Consider the following 17637-nt stretch of genomic DNA (forward strand, 5'->3'; position numbering starts at 1 on the left):
ACCCTAGAGCCCCACTTATTGAGATGACGTTAAGGCCCGCGGAAATCAGTCCGGCCCCGTGATCAAACGAAAAACCCAAGTGGAGATCGCGCTGGATACAGAGGATAAAACCGCGTAGACAGACCGGAAATCTCAATGAGGGAAAGGCAAGAGCCATGCAGGATTGGACAGGTTACATCCTTGGTTTTGCATTCTTTTTTGCCAGCCACATGATCCCGGTAAAACCGCGGGTGAAGGCAGGGATCATATCTATCATTGGGGCACGTGGCTTCACCATTGCCTATAGTCTGTTGTCGACCCTGGCGTTGATCCTTTTGATTGTCGCGGCCCGCAGGGCACCCTATCTGCCGCTTTGGGATTGGCAGGAATGGCACAATCATCTTGCGATGGCTCTGATGCTCGTTGCCGTGGTGATCATTGCGATGGCCATTGGCCGACCAAACCCCTTGTCATTTGGCGGCGCAAATAATGACGCCTTCGATCCAGCAGATCCGGGCCTGATCGGCTGGACCCATCATCCCCTGTTATTGGCCCTGTTCCTGTGGTCTTGTGCCCATCTTCTGGCCAATGGTGATCTGGCACATGTGATCATGTTTGCCTGTTTCGCGGGGTTTTCCCTTTTGGGGCGCAAGATCATCAATCGTCGCAAGATCCGGCAGTTGGGCGACAAGGAATGGACGCGGATCAGCACCACAACACGCAACCTGCACCCCAGTTTTAATGGGAGCATGCGTGTTGGAATTGGCCTGGTGATCTACGCCCTGGTATTGTGGGCGCATGACCCCGTGATCGGGATTTCTCCTATCCCGTAACCCCCTCCCCGGCCCCCCAAACGGGCAAGCGCCAGAGCAACGTAACAGGTGGCAGAATTTCGCATCTGGTCCGGGTGCGCACTGACCGGACGCAGGGGAAAAGCGCGACTTTCCAGGTGCCTGCGGGGCTGACGCAAACCGCCTGCCCGCAATGTGACCTCTAAAATGTCACCACTAAACTGAATTGGGGGGGGCCACAAAAGATCTGTGGCGGAGCGGAAGTCCGGCAGTATTGAAATATGCCTACTGATTACCCCTTATTTTTAAGGCTGAATGGGTTTTATGCGGTGCAAAATGTGGTGCAAGGATTTGCTCATTTTTGAAATCAACCCAAAATTGTGGTATTGTTAGCTTATTAGCAAAAGGGAGACTCCAAATGGCTACAGATATTCCCCAAACCGACGTCGATCAAATTGCATCCGAGATGGCTCCAAAAATTCAAGCACTACTAGAGGCGTCAGGCCTTAGCCAGTATGAGCTTGAAGGCTTTGAATTAAAGAAAAAAGCTGATGTCAAGATTATGGGTCTCGTTCCAGAATGTAAAATGGAATGCTCCGTCGGCGGTTTTCCCCCAAAAGTCTCATGCAAATTGGTTTGCAAATAGACTGAACAAGAGCTGAGATTGAGCCTTAGCCATTAGCCAGAAGTGGGTTGGGGCTCCTATTTGTTAGCTACTCAAATAATGGTCTGGTTGGCTCCTGAAGCTCATATCAATGGTGACATCTTCGGCCTTGCCATGCAGCAAGACGATCGCAGAGCGGGATGATAGGTCTTTTACTTCCAACCGCAAGTTGGGATCAGAGCACTTCAATACAGGGTAGGCGGTTTGAGACAGATCCTGAAAAGTTAGAAAAATCGTAGTGACCACGTTTTCGTCTTTTCTCTGACCACTCTGATCAAAAACCTGCATGATAACTGGGAATGTATACCACCTAAAAATGTTGAGATTTTTGGCTTCGAACGGCTGTGGATCCTTCCGAAACTGCAGAGATAGCTCGCTATCATACAGAAGAACGGGCTTTGCTTGTCTGCGTTCTATTTTTCCCGCAAACCAATACAACCAAACTGCAGCGAATGCGCCGCCGCTGGCCCCCAAAACATAGGGGTATGCCGCGCTATTGATGATCTGGGAAGCAAACATAAGTAATGCATCCACGACTGCCGCGGGATCATCATAGAATCCGAGTGTTTTTGCATACTCAATAAAAAAAGTGCCCACGATCGGACTTATTACTAACACAAACAGAAGCGACGCGATCCATTGCAATACTCTTCTCATGAGTGTTTCATCTCATATTGATTCCACCATATCAAGAGGCAATGTATCACGTACGTATCGAGTGGGACATGCTCCGAAACTTAATAATGGATGCATCTAAAAAGCGTCATCAGAACCTACGCTAGGGAAGCCCTCGCGCTTGACTCGGCGGATAGTTTCAGGGCTTCTTATTTTGACTTCCAAGGCCTCGGCTCCACCGCAGGACTTATGTGCATTTTTTGCACACAACTCCGCTCCTTTTTCCTGGCAACCTCTTCACTGTCCGTCCGCAGGCTCATGAAGACAAATGAACGTCTTTCAATCTTCGAGTATCGGACAGGAACCCTCATCTTGAAATGGTAGGTAGAGCATCAAGATCTCGTTCGTGACGAGCCTTACGGGGTTGACGAGTATTTTTTGTCGGCGATTGAAGACGGACTGCCTCAAGCTGGCGGTCTTGGAATCGGCCTAGATCGCCTCGTGATGGTGATTACGGGTGCAGATAGAATATCTGACGTGGTGCCGTTCCCGTTGGTGTAGAAAATCTCCGTCAATCGCAGGCTCAACCTTGGCCTCTCCATCGTTCGCGCCCCGCTGGATTTCCAGCGGGGCGCTTTGATTTCGATTGCATAATACGCACTACAAAGAAGCCCGGGCTTTTCACCCCCTACGGCACGAGCGGCAGGATGGCGGTCTGGGTCTCTGCCAGGACGCCTTGCGCCACCCCGACCTCGCGCGCCGCCGCCTCGAAGGCCGCCGGGTCGTGGTTCGCCATCGCGATGTCGAAGGCGGCGCCCTCCATGTGCTTCGAGCGTTTGGCACCGCCGACAACGCGGTTGTGCTCCGGGCTGCGATAGGCCGAGCGCACGATCAAAGGCTTGCCCAGCTGATCGCGCAGGACCTGAAGCTTCTCCAATGCAGGCTCGTTGAAGTGCTCAGGTCATGGCTCCAGAAAATGCTTCCTTTTCAACGCCCTCTAAGAAATTCACCAAATGGCAGAAGTCATGAGGTTCAGAGAAAAGCTCGCCGAGAGAACGGATTTTGTGCCGATTGCTGGCACGGTGGTGTTCAGCCGGTTCTGCAAACCCCTTTGAAAACGCGGAAAAATCCGGCCGCAGCCGGATCGAGAGAACGCTTTCGCAGGGGCAAGTGGCGGAGCGGAAGGGATTCGAACCCTCGAGACGGTTCCCCGCCTACACACTTTCCAGGCGTGCGCCTTCGACCACTCGGCCACCGCTCCGCCGGTGTTGCTACAGAGAAAGCCGGGCGGTTTCAAGCATCTTTCTGCGAATTCCAAAAAATCTCTGACCTGCCGGGTACGGACCGAAATCAGTCCACCAGGTGCAGGGCCACGCGGCGATTAATCTTGCCTTTTTTCTCGATTTTGCCGATGCGGATTTTGCCGATTTCGGCGGTGTGTGCCACATGGGTGCCGCCGCAGGGTTGCAGGTCGACCTGCTCATCCTCGGTGCCAATCCGCACCAGGCGCACGCGCCCGGCCCCTTGGGGGGGCTGAACCGACATGGTTTTCACCAGACCAGGGTTGGCGGCGAGCTCCTGATCGGTAATCCATTGATCTGTCACGGAATAATTCTTCTCGATCAGCGCATTGAGCGCATCTTCGATGGCTTGCTTATCCTCCGGCGGGGTCTCCATCGCGAAATCCAGCCGCGACTTTTCCGCGCCGATCTGCCCCCCCGTAACCGGCAAGGGGATCACGACCGAGAGCAGATGCAGCGCCGTGTGCATGCGCATGTGCCGGTGACGGATATCCCAGTCCAGATGCTGTGTGACAGGGGTTCCAACCGGCGGCAAACCCTCGCCTTCGGCAGGCACAAGAACCGGGCCATCCGCAGATTTCACCGTGGTCACCACGGACATGTCACCCCCTTGCCAGACCAGACGCCCCGCATCACCGGGTTGCCCGCCACCGGTTGGGTAAAACAGGCAAGCGTCAACGATCACTCCGCCAATGTCGGTGTGGGCGATCACCTGCGCCGGCGCCTCTGAGGCATAGGCATCCTGTGTATAAAGCGCGTCACTCATCGCCCTCTCCTTCCACACCTTCATCGGCCCCGTTTTGCAGGTCGTCGAGTGTCATCGCCTCTGGGGGGACGGTCTGACCAGCCCCCGCGGCACCACCCGCCACAGCTGCGGCGGGGCGCAGCGCCTCGGGATTGCGGATCCACAGGTCGCGTTGCGCAAACGGGATTTCGAAGCCTTCCTCAGCAAAGCGGCGGGCAATCTCGTGGTTCATCTCGCTTTTCACCGTAAGCGAATAGTTCACATCACTCAGAACCGCACGGATTTCAAACTCCAGCGCGTCAGCACCGAAATTGGTAAAGATCACCGAGGGCGCCGGGTTTACCGTGACCATCGGATGGTCCTCGGCAATTTCGCGCAACACTTCTTCAACCCGTTTCGTATCCGTGCCGTATCCCACCCCCACCGGCAGGATGATCCGACCGATGGAGTTGCCGCGGGTATAGTTGGTCACCACCCCCGAGATCAGATCCGAGTTGGGTAAAATCACATCCGACCGGTCAAAGGTTTCAATCCGGGTGGAGCGCACGGAAATGTCGCGCACATAGCCCATCTGGCCGCCCACCTCGATCCAGTCCCCCTCGGAAATCGGCCGCTCGATCAACAGGATGATGCCAGAGACGAAGTTCGACACAATGTTTTGCAGACCAAAACCGATCCCCACCGACAGCGCACCGGCGACAATCGCCACCGAGCTGAGGTCAAGCCCCGCCGAGGTGATCGCAAGCAGCGCCGCCAGAAATATGCCAACATATCCGACGCCCGCAGAGATCGCATTTTGCCCGCCGATATCCAGCTTGGTCTTTGGCAGGATCGAGCTTTTCAGCATGGATTGCAGGAAACGGGTCGCCGCGTAGCCAAGCACAAACACAATGGCGAACGTCACAAAGGTGCGCGGCGTGATCCGCGCGCCGCCCACTTCGAACCCGCTCATCACCGTGGTCCACAGTTCGGTCAGGTCGGTGATCCGCGCGCCCCAGATCAGCGCCAAGAGCGGCACGGCCAGCAAGCTTATGAAAAACGAGATCAGAATTGGCCAAAGCGCCTGCCCCGCCTCTTCGTCATCCTTGCGCAGAACCACACCATACAGGCTGACGACAAACCAGTGCAGCACTTCGAGCACCGCAACCAGGCCCAGCGTCAGCACCCAGGGGATCATGAAGGAGGCGGCCAAAGTGACATAGCCGACCGCCGCCGCCAGCGGGCCCGCGATCGCCACGGCATTGGTGAGGATTGACAGCATATGCAACACGCTGGTGCGGAACGTCCCGACCTGTTCGTCACTCTCACGCAACTGCAGGTGCAGGCGCAACAGGCGGGCAAGCCGCAGCAAGAACAGTCCCATCAAGGCAAACACCGGGAAACTGATCACCGCCCATGTGGTCTGCGGATAGTTCTCATGCAGGGCCAGTTGCGTCAGAAGATCCCAGATCGCCAGAAGCACACCCAGCATATTGGTGGTCCAGCGCGCTTCGGTGCGCGCGCCTTCCGATGGCATATCCAGAATGGTCCAGCCTGCCCCCTCGACCCCAAACACCCGGTTGCTGATCCACAGGCTCGCGAAGATCACCATGACCATGTTCGGCAAAACATCCACGATCACCTGGCTGCGCAGTCCCAAAATGCCTGTCAGATACAGGGCAAAGACCAGGAAAGAGATGCCCAGAAGCGGGATGAGAAACTGGCCAAGGGACACCAGAAATCCGACCACGCCAAGCGCCGGGCCCCGGCGATTGCGGCGCAGAAAGGCGCCAAAGCGCATCACCCAATACCGCCCCCGCAGCAACAGAACCGCCCCGATCAGCGACAACGTCAACGAAAGCGGCAAGTCTCTTTTGAAATCCTGCCATTGCGCGTCGCGGCCCCAGTTTCGGGCCATCTCTTCCCCCGCCAGACGAAAGGTTTCAACCAGATCGGTCAGGGCCGCGGGCCAGATGGTCGGGTTAAACGGGGTCGGTCCCAGCTTCAGCAGCTGATCGGCCTGTCGGCCGCGCATCAGCTTGTCAATGCCATTGATCAGCACATCCGCCTGCGAATGGGCCTCTTCGGCGCGCTGTACCGGCAGGCGGGCGGCGTTCAGTTGCGTGGTCAGCTCATCCCTGCGTTCGGTCAAAATGGCCGGTTCGCTCTCCCCTTCTTTCGGCTTGGGGCCAAGCGTGGCAATCTGCGTCTTTAAGGTGTCGATCCGGATGTCGTTTTCCTGCTTGGCCTCGGCAAACAGCGCCCGCCAGTCGGTAAGATTGGCGCGCAGGTCCGCCATGACCGCATCGGATGCGCGCCCCACTTCCAGGGCCCGCTCGACCCGTTCGGCAAGTCGCGCCCAGGCGTCGTAATCCGGTGTCCCGTCATCCAGCAACACATAGGCCGGTTGATCAGACGCATCCGCATCAAGATCGGCTGGCGCAACAGAAAACTGCACCACCGGACTGGTCGCCCCGTCCTGGGCCATGCCCCCCTGTGCTGACCCCAGCAAGGTCAGAACCGCAAGGCAGAGGGCCAAAACGAAATGGTACATCAGACGTCCTCAAACACCTCTGGCAGCAGCGCGGGGTCGCGATCCAGCCAAGCGGGCACGGGCAGGCCCTTTTCCTTCAGGAAGGTCGGGTTGAACAATTTCGACTGATAGCGAGAGCCATAGTCGCACAGAATGGTTACAATTGTGTGGCCCGGCCCCATTTCGCGGGCCATACGCACCGCACCGGCAATATTGATCGCAGACGAACCGCCAAGGCAAAGCCCTTCCTGTTCCACCAGATCAAAGACATACGGCAGCGCTTCGGCATCAGGGATCTGGAAACACATGTCGGGGGTGAACCCTTCAAGGTTCGCGGTCACGCGCCCCTGCCCGATCCCCTCGGTGATGGATCCCCCTTCCGAGGCGAACTCGCCGGTGGTGTAAAAGCTGTAAAGGGCCGCGCCCAGCGGGTCGGCCAAACCGATTTTCACGCCTTTGGGCTGCAGCGCCTCGGCCACCCCGGCCAGCGTGCCCCCCGACCCCACCGCGCAGGTGAAGCCGTCGACCTTGCCGTCGGTCTGCGCCCAGATCTCGGGCGCGGTGGTTTCCACATGGGCCTGACGGTTGGCCACATTGTCGAACTGGTTGGCCCAGATCACGCCATTTGGTTCGGATTGTGCAAGTTTCTCGGCCAGACGCCCGGAATAGCGCACGTAATTGTTCGGATTGCGATAGGGGGCTGCGGGCACCTGCACCAGTTCCGCCCCCGCCAACCGCAGCATATCTTTCTTTTCTTCCGATTGGGTTTCCGGGATCACAATCACCGTCTTGAACCCCATCGAGGCCCCCACCAGGGAAAGGCCAATACCGGTATTGCCAGCCGTACCTTCGACAATTGTCCCACCCGGTTTCAGGTCCCCGCGCGCGATGGCATCCTTGATGATATAAAGCGCCGCGCGGTCCTTGACCGACTGGCCCGGGTTCATGAACTCGGCCTTGCCGTAAATCTCGCATCCGGTGGCGTCGCTGACCGCATTCAGACGGATCAGGGGGGTGTTGCCCACTGTTGCCGCAAGGTCCTGTTTGATATCCATGTTTCCCCCTAATTTCGCGCTTGGGTCAGGTGGCCGATGGGTGTTCCCACGGCGGATCATTTCTGTTCCCCACATGTGTAAGTGCGCAGGGCGCCAACTTCAAGACGAGCTTCACCACTGACCTTAAACAGCGCCACGCAACCGATCCCGGTTTTGCATCAACCACATGGCCGAAATCAGCAAGGGCGCATTGTCCACCTCGCCCGATTGCACCAGGTCGATCAGCCGGTCAAAGGAAATCACATGGCTGCGAATATCTTCAGCCTCGCCCAACATGCCGCCAAGCCCGGCGGCACTGTCGGGCAGATCGCAGATCGCAATGTAGGAATAAAGATATTCCGTGACCGCCCCCGGGGTTGGATAATAATCGCCCACATGTTCCAAAGCGCCAATGGTCAGGTTCGCCTCTTCCAGCGCCTCGCGCCGCGCCGTGGCCTCTGGCGTTTCACCCGGATCGATCCGCCCCGCAATGGGCTCCAGGATCCACGGGTGCAGATCGCCCCGCATATACGGCCCAACCCGAAATTGTTCGATCAGCAAAACCGCGTCGCGATGCGGATCATACGGCAGCACGGTGACCGCATCGCCCCCCAGAAACGCCGCGCGGTTCACCACCGGGCTCATGGTTCCGTCAAAACGCGGAAAGGCGAGGTCACGCTCTTCAATGGCGAAAAAATTCACATAGGGCCGCTCTCGTCTGGCGACACGGGTCCTGTCCGGCCCCCAGTCGGTGCGCAGCGCTGCCGGGCTGGGCTCGGCCTTGGCCCGCACCCGGCTGGCGGCGCGCAGACGGATCATCGGAAACCGCGCCGCCACCTCTTGCGGCGACAGCTGCCCCATGTAGGACATGACCTCTTCCGCAGCCGCTAGGGTCATCTCGCCCCATCGATCTGCCCAATCCTCAAGCGACCAGGGCGCGCCGGGTGACCAGAGCCCCGCTTCGGGGAAATACACTTCGGCCAATGCGGGCCCGTCTGGCCCCTCAACCCGCATGTCACAAAGCGTATAGGCAAAGCCGCCTTCGTAATGATTGAGCCGCTCAATCGCCGCCTTGCTTAGCCCGGAGACCAGAACCCCCTGCGCCGAGCCGCCCGGTTCCGCAACAATCATCGGGAACACCTGATCCTCGCCACCTGATTGCGCCCAATAGACGGCGTGATCCGCCAGCACGGCAGGCCGGACCGCATAGGTCTCGCCGTCCAGCACCAGATCCAGAAGCGGGCGAAACCGCAAGGTGCCATAGAAAAACAGGGTTTTCATGGGAAACACTCTCAGATGATGGACAGGGGAATGATGGACAGGGGAATAAACTCAGCGCCAGCGTGCCGCCGTCATACGGGTCAGAACACCCCCGGCCAGACTACCGATGATCAATGTCCCCATCACATCGGGCTGAGGGGCAATCAGCAGGACATATTCCACCGCAATCTCGATCGCGCCACGGATTGCTTCGACCGGTCCGTCATAGGCCTTGCGCAAAGACAGGCGGATCATTTCTGCGCCGGAAAACAGCACAAGCCCCCAAAACGCCAGTAAAAACGCCGAGGACAGACCAATACCAACCGCATCCCCCAGCCCCCGGCCAAGCCGATGGCCGGTAAACCGCCAACCGATCAACAGCCCTATCCCGGCGAAGGCAGGGGAAAACATGGCATAGCTGCGCCCTTCAGGCAGAAGCGGTTTGATCAGATCGGCCAGAAAATAGGCCAGCGCCGCGAAGAACACGGCAGCAACAAGTTTGGATGCGGTGGGCATGCTCGATCTCCTCCTCGGACCCCATAGCAGCAGTCGTTCCACCCTCTTGCGGGGTGGTCACGTGTTATGCCCACTATCGCCCCATCAATCCGGATTTTGCAAGGTCACTTGCACCACGTCACAATTGCCGGAATGAAAGGCCGCAGCGCAAGAGGTCAGGTAGAAATTCCACATCCGACGGAACCGATCATCAAACCCCAGCTTTGCCACACGGGACCATTTGTCATTAAAGACCCCATGCCAGCGGCGCAGGGTCACGGAATAGCTTTCGCCAAAGGTGATCTGGTCACGAAACGCCAGCCCCGCCTTGTTGACCTCTTCGCGAAGCCGCGTTTTAGAAGGCAACATGCCGCCCGGAAAGATGTATTTCTGTATGAAGTCAACGCCTTTTCGGTATTTCTCAAAGCGGTCTTCGGTGATAGTGATGATCTGCAGCACCGCCTGGGCGCCGGGGCGCAGGCAGGTGCGCACCGTGTTGAAATAGGTGGGCCAGTATTTCTCGCCCACCGCTTCGAACATCTCGATCGAGGCCACCCCGTCATATTTCCCAGTCTCGTCGCGGTAATCCTGCATCCGGATCTCGACCAGATCCGACAAACCTGCGCGGGCAATCCGCTCCACGGCAAAATCATGCTGTTCCTGCGAAATGGTCAGGCCGGTCACGCGCACGCCCCGGCGGGCGGCAAATTCCGCAAAGCCGCCCCAGCCACAGCCGATTTCCAGCACATGATCCCCCGGCCCCACCCCCATCTGATCCAGCATCGAGGCGTATTTCTGTTCCTGCGCGCGCTCCAGGCTTTCCTGCCCGGACCGAAACAGCGCCGAGGAATAGGTCATCGTGTCATCCAGCCACAGCGCGTAAAACGCGTTGCCCAGATCGTAGTGGTGGCTGATGTTTTTCTTGGCCTGTTTCTTGGAGTTGGAGTTCATCAGGTGGCGCAGCCGTTCGTAGGCGCGCACGAAGATCAGGCCGGGAAACCCGTCATAGATCCGGTCGTTATCATCTTGAATCCAATCAAGAAGCGCCTGCAGATCCGGGGTCGACCACCCCCCTTCGATATAGGCGTCGCAAAAGCCCAGATCGCCTTCGCGGATCAGCCGGGCAAAGACATCTTCGTCATGCACATGGATTTCCGCCACCTGCCCGGGTCGCGCGCCGTGTACACGAAACCGCCGCCCATCGGGCAGGATAAAATCCAGCTGGCCCGTGTTCATGTCTGAGACAAATTCGAAGACACGGGCGAAATAGCGGGGCAGATCGTTCTGCCCTTGCGTGGTGGTCAGGATCATGGCTCCCCCCAAAATCCATGTTTTTGAATACCATAAGGCTAAGCGGAGGCGGGGGGAGCGGACAAGGGGGCGGTTTTGCATGTGCAGAAACCCGCCCGCCTCGCAGGACCAAAACTCGTGAAAGAATATTCTGCGGAGTTTGTATGACCCTCCGTATTGCTACAACACCTGATCCAGCGCCTCGATCAGCTTGGTCACCTCGGCCTCGGTCGTGTAATGGGTAAAACTCACCCGCAGCACGCCCAGCGCCGGGTCCACCCCCTGCGCCTGAAGGGCGCGCACGGCGTAGAAATCGCCCCCCCCTGCCATGACGCCAAGCGGCGCAAGTTTGGTGGCCAGGTCTTCCCCCGCGATCTGCGCCGCCAGCGCCACGGTGGGCGCACGGGGTGCGGCCTGATCCGGCCCCAAAAGCCGCACGGAGTTTTTGGCTTTGGCGTAATCCAGCAGCGGTTGCAACAGCTTCACCTCACGGGCACGCATCAGGCTGTGGGCCGCACGAGCTGCCGTGGCCCCGCCGTCAGGCACGCCATGCTCTGCCGCCAGCGCCTCGATGTAGTCGGCCATCCCGGCTGAGGCCGCCACCTGCGCGTGATCCGGCCCGGCGGGCGTGAAGCGTTTGTAAAGGCAATCCGCGTTGAAATAATGCGCCTGATTGGGCAGCGCCTCGCCCAGCGCACGGCGGATCACCATGATCCCCTGATGGGGCCCATAGGTTTTATAGGCCGAGAACAAGTAGATATCCGCGCCCAGATCCCCAACGTCCACCAACCCATGCGGTGCATAGCTGACCCCATCCACACAGGTATAAGACCCGTTTGCGCGCGCCTTGGCACAGATCGCTTTCACATCATTGATCTCACCCACCACGTTGGAACAATGCGGAAAGCAGACCAGTTTGACCTTCTCGTCCAGCAGGTCATCCAGTTTGGCAGGGTCCAGATGGCCGGTGTCGGGATCGATCTGCCATTCGCGGACCTCAAACCCCTCATCTGCCAAACGCCGCCACGGGCCGGTGTTGGCCTCGTGATCCTGATTGGTCACGATGATTGCATCACCGGGGGTCAGGTGCTGGCGAAAGGCGTTGGCCAGCACATAGGTGTTTTGCGTGGTCGACGGGCCAAAGGACAGCTCGTCGGTATCGACGCCCAGCATTGCGGCAAGCCGCGCCCGTGCTTCGTCCATTTCCGCACCCGCCAATATGGCGGCCTCGTATGGCGCATAGGGTTGCACCTTGCGTTGGGTGTAATAGCGGGTCAGACGATCAATCACCTGCTGGCATGTGTAAGACCCGCCGGCATTTTCGAAGAACGCCTGCCCCGTCAGGCTGGGTTCAGCAAAGGCCGGAAACTGGCTGCGCACCCAATTGATGTCCAAGTCTGTGGTTTCAAGGTCTTTCATTTCTCGCTCCCCTATCGCGGCGATACGACCGCAGTTCTTGTTTGGGAGCGTGGGACGACGGTCCGGGGGCTCCCGTTCCGGCAGGTCCTCCAGCCAGCCACATGGGATGTGTCCCCCACGGGCAGACATGTGCAATTGGCACATGACGATTTCATAAGAATTGCTAGCCAGCGGCAAGCCACGGGTCAAGGCGGAAATAGTTGCAATGAATAAAGGGCCCCCGGATGGGAGCCCTTCCACGGTGTTTGTCCGATGGGGACGCTGCCGCTTAGGTTTTGCGCTCACCACGCAGGCCCAGGAAGATCGACACACACATCAGGACCAGCACAATTGCAAAGGGGAAGCCCGTTGCAATCGCGGCGGCCTGAAGCGCGGCCAATCCGCCGCCCAGCAAAAGCGCAATGGCGATGGCGCCTTCCAGGATACACCAGAACACACGCTGTGCGGTGGGGGCGTTGGTTTTGCCGCCCGCGGTGATCTGGTCGATCACCAGCGACCCCGAGTCCGACGAGGTCACGAAGAACACGATCACCAGCACGATGCCGATGAAGCTGAGGATCCCGGTCATCGGGAAGGCTTCGAACATCGAGAACATTTTCAGTTCCAGCGACGCATCCGACAGCGCCTGACCGGCCCCCGACATCACCTGATCCAAAGCAGCGCCGCCAAAGACGGACATCCAGATCGCGCCCACAACGGTGGGGATGATCAAGACGCAGGTGATGAACTCGCGCACGGTGCGCCCGCGCGAGATACGCGCGATGAACATGCCCACAAACGGTGACCAGCTGATCCACCACGCCCAGTAGAAGGCCGTCCAGCCCTGCATGAAGTTGGTGTCTTCACGGCCAATCACACCCGACAGGGCTGGCAGGTTCACCGCATAGGCCCAAAGGTTGTCGAAGACCCCGGTCAGGATCGCCAGCGTCGGCCCCACGATGATCACCAGGATCAGCAGCACAGCCGCCAGCACCATGTTGACCTCGGACAGGCGCTTCACCCCCTTGTCCAGACCGGCCACAACAGACACCAGCGCAAACGCGGTGATCGCGACGATCAGGAACACTTTCATGCCATCGGACACCGGCACGTCAAAGAGGTAGTTCAGACCGGCCAGCGCCTGTGAGGCCCCCAGACCCAGCGAGGTGGCAAGGCCAAAGATGGTCGCAAACACGGCCAGCACGTCAATCACGTGCCCCGCAAATCCCCAGGTCGCTTCGCCAAAGATCGGGTAAAAGACCGAGCGCATGGTCAGCGGCAGGCCCTTGTTGAAGCTGAAAAACGCCAAAGCCAGCGCCACAACCGCATAGACCGCCCAGGGGTGCAGACCCCAGTGAAAGATCGTGGCCGCCATCGCCAGATCGCGGGCGGCCTCTGGATTGTCAGCAGCGGCGCCCAAAGGCGCCCAGTCGGTGCGCAGACCGCCCTCGACCGCCGTGCCGCCCAGCGACGCGCCGTAATGCGAAATCGGTTCCGCCACACCCCAGAACACCAGGCCAATGCCCATGCCCGCGGCAAACAGCATCGAGAACCAGCCCATATAGCTGTAATCCGGTTTGGCGTCCGCCCCCCCCAGGCGGATCTTGCCATAGGGGCTGACCACCAAGATCAGCGAAAACACCACAAAGATGTTGCCTGCCAGCATGAATACCCAGTCAAACGAACTGGTCAGCGCAGGGCGCAACCAGCCAAAGAACTCCGAGGCCCCTTCCTTGAAAACCAGCGTGAAGAACACGAAGGCCAGAATGACCGCTGCGGAAATCCCGAAGACGGGATTGTGAAAGTCGAGCCCGAAGATCTGGACGTTGTCCTGACCGACCTCATAGTCTGTATCTGTTTCTTGTGCCACGGGCACCCTCCTTACTCCTTCAGTATGCCGCGACCCTGCGGAGAAGGGTGATTCACGTCTGGGTTCAAGAGACCCTTTACCGCCTAAAACCGACACACGTGTCGCAAATGAACCCAACCCTGTCCTTTTTGACCATTGCTTCACGCGTTCAAGACCTCACTCTTGTGCGCATGGGGGGCAATTGGCACCCGTCCCCTGCAAGAAGAAGATAAAAGACAGGGAATAACATGAGTATCAAACCACCGTTTACGGAGCTGGAGATCCCAAAAGCTTCCTCCGGGTTTTATGAGGGGAACAGCGTTCCGATTGCGCTGATCTCGAAGGGGATCATGGTCGCCTTGGTGATCTGGGCACTGGTCTTTCCGGCCAATGCAAACTCAACACTGGGCAGCCTGAACTGGAAACTTCTGGAAGGCTTCAACAGTTTCTACATCATCATCGTCGGGCTGTTTTTGTTCTTTCTGGCCATCGTCGCCATCCTGCCCTCGACGGGTAGACGGGTGATGGGGCTGCCGGGGGAAAAGCCCGAGTTCTCCAACTTCTCCTGGTTCTCGATGATGTTCGGGGCCGGTCTGGGTGTGGGGCTGATGGTGTTTGCCACCGCCGAACCGCTGGGCCTGTGGGGATCAAACCCGGTGATCCTGACCGGGGACGTTGCCCCGAACACACCGGAATCTTTGCAATCCGGGTATCGTTATACCTTCTTGCATTACGGGTTCCATGCCTGGGCGATCTATGTCCTGACCGGGCTGTCGCTGGCCTATTACGCCTATACGCGTGACATGCCGCTGACCATCCGGTCGGCGCTGACACCGCTGTTTGGCAAGGCCGTGAACGGGTTCTTTGGTCATGTGGTTGACGTGCTGGGTGTTGTGGCCACCATTCTTGGTGTCTCGGTGACCATCGGCTTTGGCGTCAGCCAGTTCATCGATGGCCTTTATGCGATCACCGGAATGGAATGGATGATGGATATGTCGGGCGAAGCCCCTGCCCCGGGCAAGGTTGGCCTGGTGGCCGGTCTGGTCATGATCATGGGCCTGTCGATCATTTCGGCTGTGTCAGGTGTGGGGCGCGGGGTGAAATACCTGTCGAACCTGAACCTGGTTCTGTCGCTGATCCTGCTGGGCACCTTCGTGATCTTCGGGTCGTTCTTCTTTGCCATGTCCACCTACGGCTCGGCCCTGATCGACTATATCCTGCATATCGTGCAATTGTCCTTTGGCGCTTATGGTCCGCAGCCCGCGGGCGAGTTTACCGCGAACCTGCCCGAAGCCGCCGCCCCTCTGGCGGACGCCCTGAAAGGGGGCGCCACCAACGCCTGGGGCAGCTATGGGGGCTTTGTCTCTGGCCTGGAAGGCGATGCTGCCGCCCTGCCCGAAGATGTGCTGCGTCAGGTCTACGCCGCCGGTGAACCCGCCCGTCAGTTTGGCTGGCAGGCTGGCTGGACCACTTTCTACTGGGCTTGGTGGATTGCCTTCTCGCCCTTCGTTGGCCTGTTCCTGGCCCGCATCTCCAAGGGCCGTTCGGTGCGCGAGTTCATCGTGGGCTGCGTCTTTGCCCCGGCGCTGGTGTGTTTTGCCTGGATGACCATCCTTGGCGGCACGGCCATTGATCTGGAGCTGACCGGCGGCGCAGAGGGCGCCATCATCGGCGCGTCAAACACTGCAAAGCTCTTTGTTACGCTGGGCGAAATGATCTCGGGTCCGTTCCTCTCGGCGATCACCGTGATGTGTGTGGTGCTGATCCTGACCTTCCTGGTCACCTCGGCGGACTCGGGCATTCTGGTGATGAACACCATCATGTCGGGCGGCGAACAGGAAACCGGCATCAAGCACCGCATCGTCTGGGGTGTGATCCTGACACTGGTGATCGGCACGCTTCTGATGGCTGCCGGGGACAACAACCCGATGGATGCGTTGAAAAACGCGATGATCATCGGGGCGCTGCCCTTTACCGCGGTCATGGGGCTGATGATGGTGTCGCTGACCAAGGCGCTTTACCGCGACGGGTTGCGTGACAAACATGCCGAAAGCGCCGAGGCCCAAGTGGCTGAATAAGCGACCAGGTTAAAAACAGAATGCGGCGCGGGTAAAACCTGCGCCGTTTTCTTTTGCCCCACCCCGTCTTCCTGCATCACAGCGCCCGCTGAAACCGTGCCGCGTCTGCTGTTGAGGGGGCGAACCCGGCCCCTTGGTAAAACTGCTGTGCCCGGTCATTTCCAACCTCGGCCGCCACGGTCAGGAAATCTGCCTGCATTTGCCGCGACAGCTCTGCAGCGGCATGAAGCAATGCCCGCCCCACACCCGCTCCGCGCAACGGGCGATGCACAAAGAGGTGGTGCAGCTCCATCCCCCGTTGACCAAATTGCATCCGGGCGCGCGGGCACAGGGCTGCGTAGCCCACCAGACCGCCATGGTGTTCGGCCACCAGCACCCGCAGCCAGGGCGCCTGCCCCAGACAGTCGCGCGCAAGGCTGGCCTGTGTCACCCGCGCGGTATCCCCGTGGTGGCGCGCCAAACTGCTTACCAGATCGCCCAGCGCCCGCAGATCGCGCGCCTCGACGGGCCGTATTGTCAGATTGTCCATCTTGTCTTTCCTTTCTCAGCTCCCGAAAGACGGAGTTGGAAAAGAAAAAACCGCCCTCGGGGCGGTCGTCAGTGTCTGCACATGCGTTTCCACCCGTTCTATGAGAACAAGGCGTAAAAGACAGCGCTGTGCATGGTCATCTTCATAGCAGCCTTCTCGCGCATCGTCCGGGGCGGGTCAAGCCCCGCTTACCGTTTTCCCACCTCCTGGGCCAGGCGACGGACCTCAGCGTCCTCGGGCCAGCGTTTCATCGCCGCCTCAAGCAGATCACCGGGATAATACGCCCCTTCGGCCAGTGGACTGTCCGCCAACCGCGCCAGAACCAAGGGTTTCAGGATCGCAGCGCCCACATCCTGATCCACCATCAGCCGCAGATCTTCGGTGGTGAAGGTGCCGATCGGTTTGCGCCGCAGCGCGTGACTTTGTGCCACCAGATATGGGGCGCAACAGGGCATCGGCCAGACCACGCCTTCGATCTGCTCAATCGTCCGGGTCAGGTCGATCTGGGTCAGGTCGGCCCGGTTCAGATCGGCCTGTGGCTTCGGGTCGAGGGGCGCCCGCGCGCGCCCCTCTGGTCTTTGGTCTGGTCCGGTCATGGGAGCGCCTTAAAAGCTCATCCGTGCGTCGGCCTCAAGCATCGCCTTGGCCATCGCGTCCGGGGCCGCGACCCCAACACCGTCCAGCAACACCTCTGGCCCCACATCCTTGTTGGGCAGGTAAATCGCACAAACCTCAACCTTGGCACCGGGCAATCCGGCGATCTTCTGCATCAACGCCTGCGGGCCAACGCCCAGCGGTTTTTGCGGCGCAGTGGCGCTGTCGGGGGCGTCTTTCAGCGCCATATCGGCGGCAGGACCACACAGCAGCACATGCGGGCGCACGCCCTGTTCGGCGGATTTCATCGTCAGGACCATCGCCATCATCTGGGTTTGCGCATCCGGCGCGGTCAGGATGGTGACCAGCGTGTCGTCATCATCCGCAAGCGCAGGCGACACGGCGGCCCCAAGGGCCAAAATGGCGGCGGAGAAAGCGGTTTTCAAAGAGCTCTTAACAGCGGATGTCATGGGTGTATCCCTTTAGGTTCCAAAAAGAAAAAG

Annotated in this window: 15 protein-coding genes, 1 tRNA gene and 2 pseudogenes; 4 read left to right on the forward strand and 14 right to left on the reverse strand. The window is 59.1% G+C overall.

Annotated features, from left to right (window positions below; all coding sequences use genetic code 11):
• Positions 1–155 precede the first annotated feature (155 nt).
• Together ACP15V_RS00210 and ACP15V_RS00215 are read left to right on the forward strand one after the other, a co-directional pair.
• Positions 156–812, forward strand: coding sequence for an NnrU family protein (locus ACP15V_RS00210; RefSeq protein ID WP_424941674.1), 657 nt, complete (start codon positions 156–158; stop codon positions 810–812).
• A gap of 376 nt (positions 813–1188) precedes the next feature.
• Entirely contained in the window at positions 1189–1416 is a 228-nt protein-coding gene (locus ACP15V_RS00215) for a hypothetical protein (protein ID WP_424941675.1), read from the forward strand.
• Between the two features lie 63 nt (positions 1417–1479).
• On the opposite strand, the gene ACP15V_RS00220 is transcribed toward ACP15V_RS00215, so the two are convergent.
• Positions 1480–2091, reverse strand: coding sequence for a hypothetical protein (locus ACP15V_RS00220; RefSeq protein ID WP_424941676.1), 612 nt, complete (start codon positions 2089–2091; stop codon positions 1480–1482).
• 375 nt (positions 2092–2466) lie between these two features.
• Between ACP15V_RS00220 and ACP15V_RS00225 the strand changes: the two are divergent.
• Positions 2467–2610: pseudogene (locus ACP15V_RS00225) on the forward strand (amino acid--tRNA ligase-related protein); the annotation flags it as partial.
• A 184-nt stretch (positions 2611–2794) separates the two neighbouring features.
• On the opposite strand, the pseudogene ACP15V_RS00230 reads toward ACP15V_RS00225, so the two are convergent.
• The 10 genes and pseudogenes from ACP15V_RS00230 to ACP15V_RS00275 form a co-directional block, all read right to left on the reverse strand.
• A pseudogene (locus ACP15V_RS00230) lies at positions 2795–2998 on the reverse strand (D-Ala-D-Ala carboxypeptidase family metallohydrolase); the annotation flags it as partial.
• 222 nt (positions 2999–3220) lie between these two features.
• Positions 3221–3310: transfer RNA gene (locus ACP15V_RS00235), tRNA-Ser, on the reverse strand.
• Positions 3311–3399: 89 nt separating this feature from the next.
• The gene (locus tag ACP15V_RS00240) at positions 3400–4116 is read right to left on the reverse strand and encodes an alanyl-tRNA editing protein (RefSeq protein ID WP_424941677.1); all 717 of its coding nucleotides are present in this window, start codon (positions 4114–4116) and stop codon (positions 3400–3402) included.
• The gene (locus ACP15V_RS00245; RefSeq protein ID WP_424941678.1) at positions 4109–6628 is read right to left on the reverse strand and encodes a DUF3772 domain-containing protein; all 2520 of its coding nucleotides are present in this window, start codon (positions 6626–6628) and stop codon (positions 4109–4111) included. The genes ACP15V_RS00240 and ACP15V_RS00245 overlap by 8 nt, the downstream gene beginning before the upstream one ends.
• Entirely contained in the window at positions 6628–7662 is a 1035-nt protein-coding gene (locus ACP15V_RS00250) for a cysteine synthase A (RefSeq protein WP_424941679.1), read from the reverse strand. Before ACP15V_RS00250 ends, ACP15V_RS00245 begins: the two co-directional genes overlap by 1 nt.
• Positions 7663–7785: 123 nt before the next feature.
• The gene (locus tag ACP15V_RS00255) at positions 7786–8922 is read right to left on the reverse strand and encodes an NUDIX domain-containing protein (protein WP_424941680.1); all 1137 of its coding nucleotides are present in this window, start codon (positions 8920–8922) and stop codon (positions 7786–7788) included.
• A gap of 51 nt (positions 8923–8973) precedes the next feature.
• A complete protein-coding gene (locus ACP15V_RS00260; RefSeq protein WP_424941681.1) occupies positions 8974–9417 on the reverse strand; it encodes a TrgA family protein in 444 nt (147 codons plus the stop codon).
• An 84-nt stretch (positions 9418–9501) separates the two neighbouring features.
• Positions 9502–10707, reverse strand: coding sequence for a class I SAM-dependent methyltransferase (locus ACP15V_RS00265; protein ID WP_424941682.1), 1206 nt, complete (start codon positions 10705–10707; stop codon positions 9502–9504).
• Between the two features lie 159 nt (positions 10708–10866).
• Positions 10867–12105: an aminotransferase class V-fold PLP-dependent enzyme gene (locus ACP15V_RS00270; protein ID WP_424941683.1), complete on the reverse strand. Its 1239-nt coding sequence runs from the start codon at positions 12103–12105 to the stop codon at positions 10867–10869.
• 268 nt (positions 12106–12373) lie between these two features.
• Complete coding sequence (locus tag ACP15V_RS00275; RefSeq protein WP_424941684.1) at positions 12374–13954, reverse strand: BCCT family transporter; 1581 nt, start codon at positions 13952–13954, stop codon at positions 12374–12376.
• Positions 13955–14181: 227 nt separating this feature from the next.
• On the opposite strand from ACP15V_RS00275, the gene ACP15V_RS00280 reads away from it, so the two are divergent.
• Positions 14182–16011 carry a BCCT family transporter gene (locus ACP15V_RS00280; RefSeq protein WP_424941685.1) on the forward strand — a complete coding sequence of 610 codons (1830 nt, stop codon included), beginning with the start codon at positions 14182–14184 and terminating at the stop codon, positions 16009–16011.
• A gap of 76 nt (positions 16012–16087) precedes the next feature.
• Here ACP15V_RS00280 and ACP15V_RS00285 read toward each other — a convergent pair whose 3' ends face one another.
• The 3 genes from ACP15V_RS00285 to ACP15V_RS00295 form a co-directional block, all read right to left on the reverse strand.
• Positions 16088–16540: an N-acetyltransferase family protein gene (locus ACP15V_RS00285; RefSeq protein ID WP_424941686.1), complete on the reverse strand. Its 453-nt coding sequence runs from the start codon at positions 16538–16540 to the stop codon at positions 16088–16090.
• 188 nt (positions 16541–16728) lie between these two features.
• Entirely contained in the window at positions 16729–17136 is a 408-nt protein-coding gene (locus ACP15V_RS00290) for a contact-dependent growth inhibition system immunity protein (protein ID WP_424941687.1), read from the reverse strand.
• Between the two features lie 9 nt (positions 17137–17145).
• Positions 17146–17604, reverse strand: coding sequence for a hypothetical protein (locus ACP15V_RS00295; protein WP_424941688.1), 459 nt, complete (start codon positions 17602–17604; stop codon positions 17146–17148).
• Positions 17605–17637: the final 33 nt, after the last annotated feature.

This window comes from Aliiroseovarius crassostreae, from assembly GCF_049803815.1.
GTDB lineage: Bacteria > Pseudomonadota > Alphaproteobacteria > Rhodobacterales > Rhodobacteraceae > Aliiroseovarius > Aliiroseovarius crassostreae_A.

Coding starts and splice junctions, on each gene's coding strand:
- ACP15V_RS00210 (WP_424941674.1), top strand. CDS start 156: ATGCAGGATTGGACAGGTTACATCCTTGGTTTTGCATTCTTTTTTGCC.
- ACP15V_RS00215 (WP_424941675.1), top strand. CDS start 1,189: ATGGCTACAGATATTCCCCAAACCGACGTCGATCAAATTGCATCCGAG.
- ACP15V_RS00220 (WP_424941676.1), bottom strand. CDS start 2,091: ATGAGAAGAGTATTGCAATGGATCGCGTCGCTTCTGTTTGTGTTAGTA.
- ACP15V_RS00240 (WP_424941677.1), bottom strand. CDS start 4,116: ATGAGTGACGCGCTTTATACACAGGATGCCTATGCCTCAGAGGCGCCG.
- ACP15V_RS00245 (WP_424941678.1), bottom strand. CDS start 6,628: ATGTACCATTTCGTTTTGGCCCTCTGCCTTGCGGTTCTGACCTTGCTG.
- ACP15V_RS00250 (WP_424941679.1), bottom strand. CDS start 7,662: ATGGATATCAAACAGGACCTTGCGGCAACAGTGGGCAACACCCCCCTG.
- ACP15V_RS00255 (WP_424941680.1), bottom strand. CDS start 8,922: ATGAAAACCCTGTTTTTCTATGGCACCTTGCGGTTTCGCCCGCTTCTG.
- ACP15V_RS00260 (WP_424941681.1), bottom strand. CDS start 9,417: ATGCCCACCGCATCCAAACTTGTTGCTGCCGTGTTCTTCGCGGCGCTG.
- ACP15V_RS00265 (WP_424941682.1), bottom strand. CDS start 10,707: ATGATCCTGACCACCACGCAAGGGCAGAACGATCTGCCCCGCTATTTC.
- ACP15V_RS00270 (WP_424941683.1), bottom strand. CDS start 12,105: ATGAAAGACCTTGAAACCACAGACTTGGACATCAATTGGGTGCGCAGC.
- ACP15V_RS00280 (WP_424941685.1), top strand. CDS start 14,182: ATGAGTATCAAACCACCGTTTACGGAGCTGGAGATCCCAAAAGCTTCC.
- ACP15V_RS00285 (WP_424941686.1), bottom strand. CDS start 16,540: ATGGACAATCTGACAATACGGCCCGTCGAGGCGCGCGATCTGCGGGCG.
- ACP15V_RS00290 (WP_424941687.1), bottom strand. CDS start 17,136: ATGACCGGACCAGACCAAAGACCAGAGGGGCGCGCGCGGGCGCCCCTC.
- ACP15V_RS00295 (WP_424941688.1), bottom strand. CDS start 17,604: ATGACATCCGCTGTTAAGAGCTCTTTGAAAACCGCTTTCTCCGCCGCC.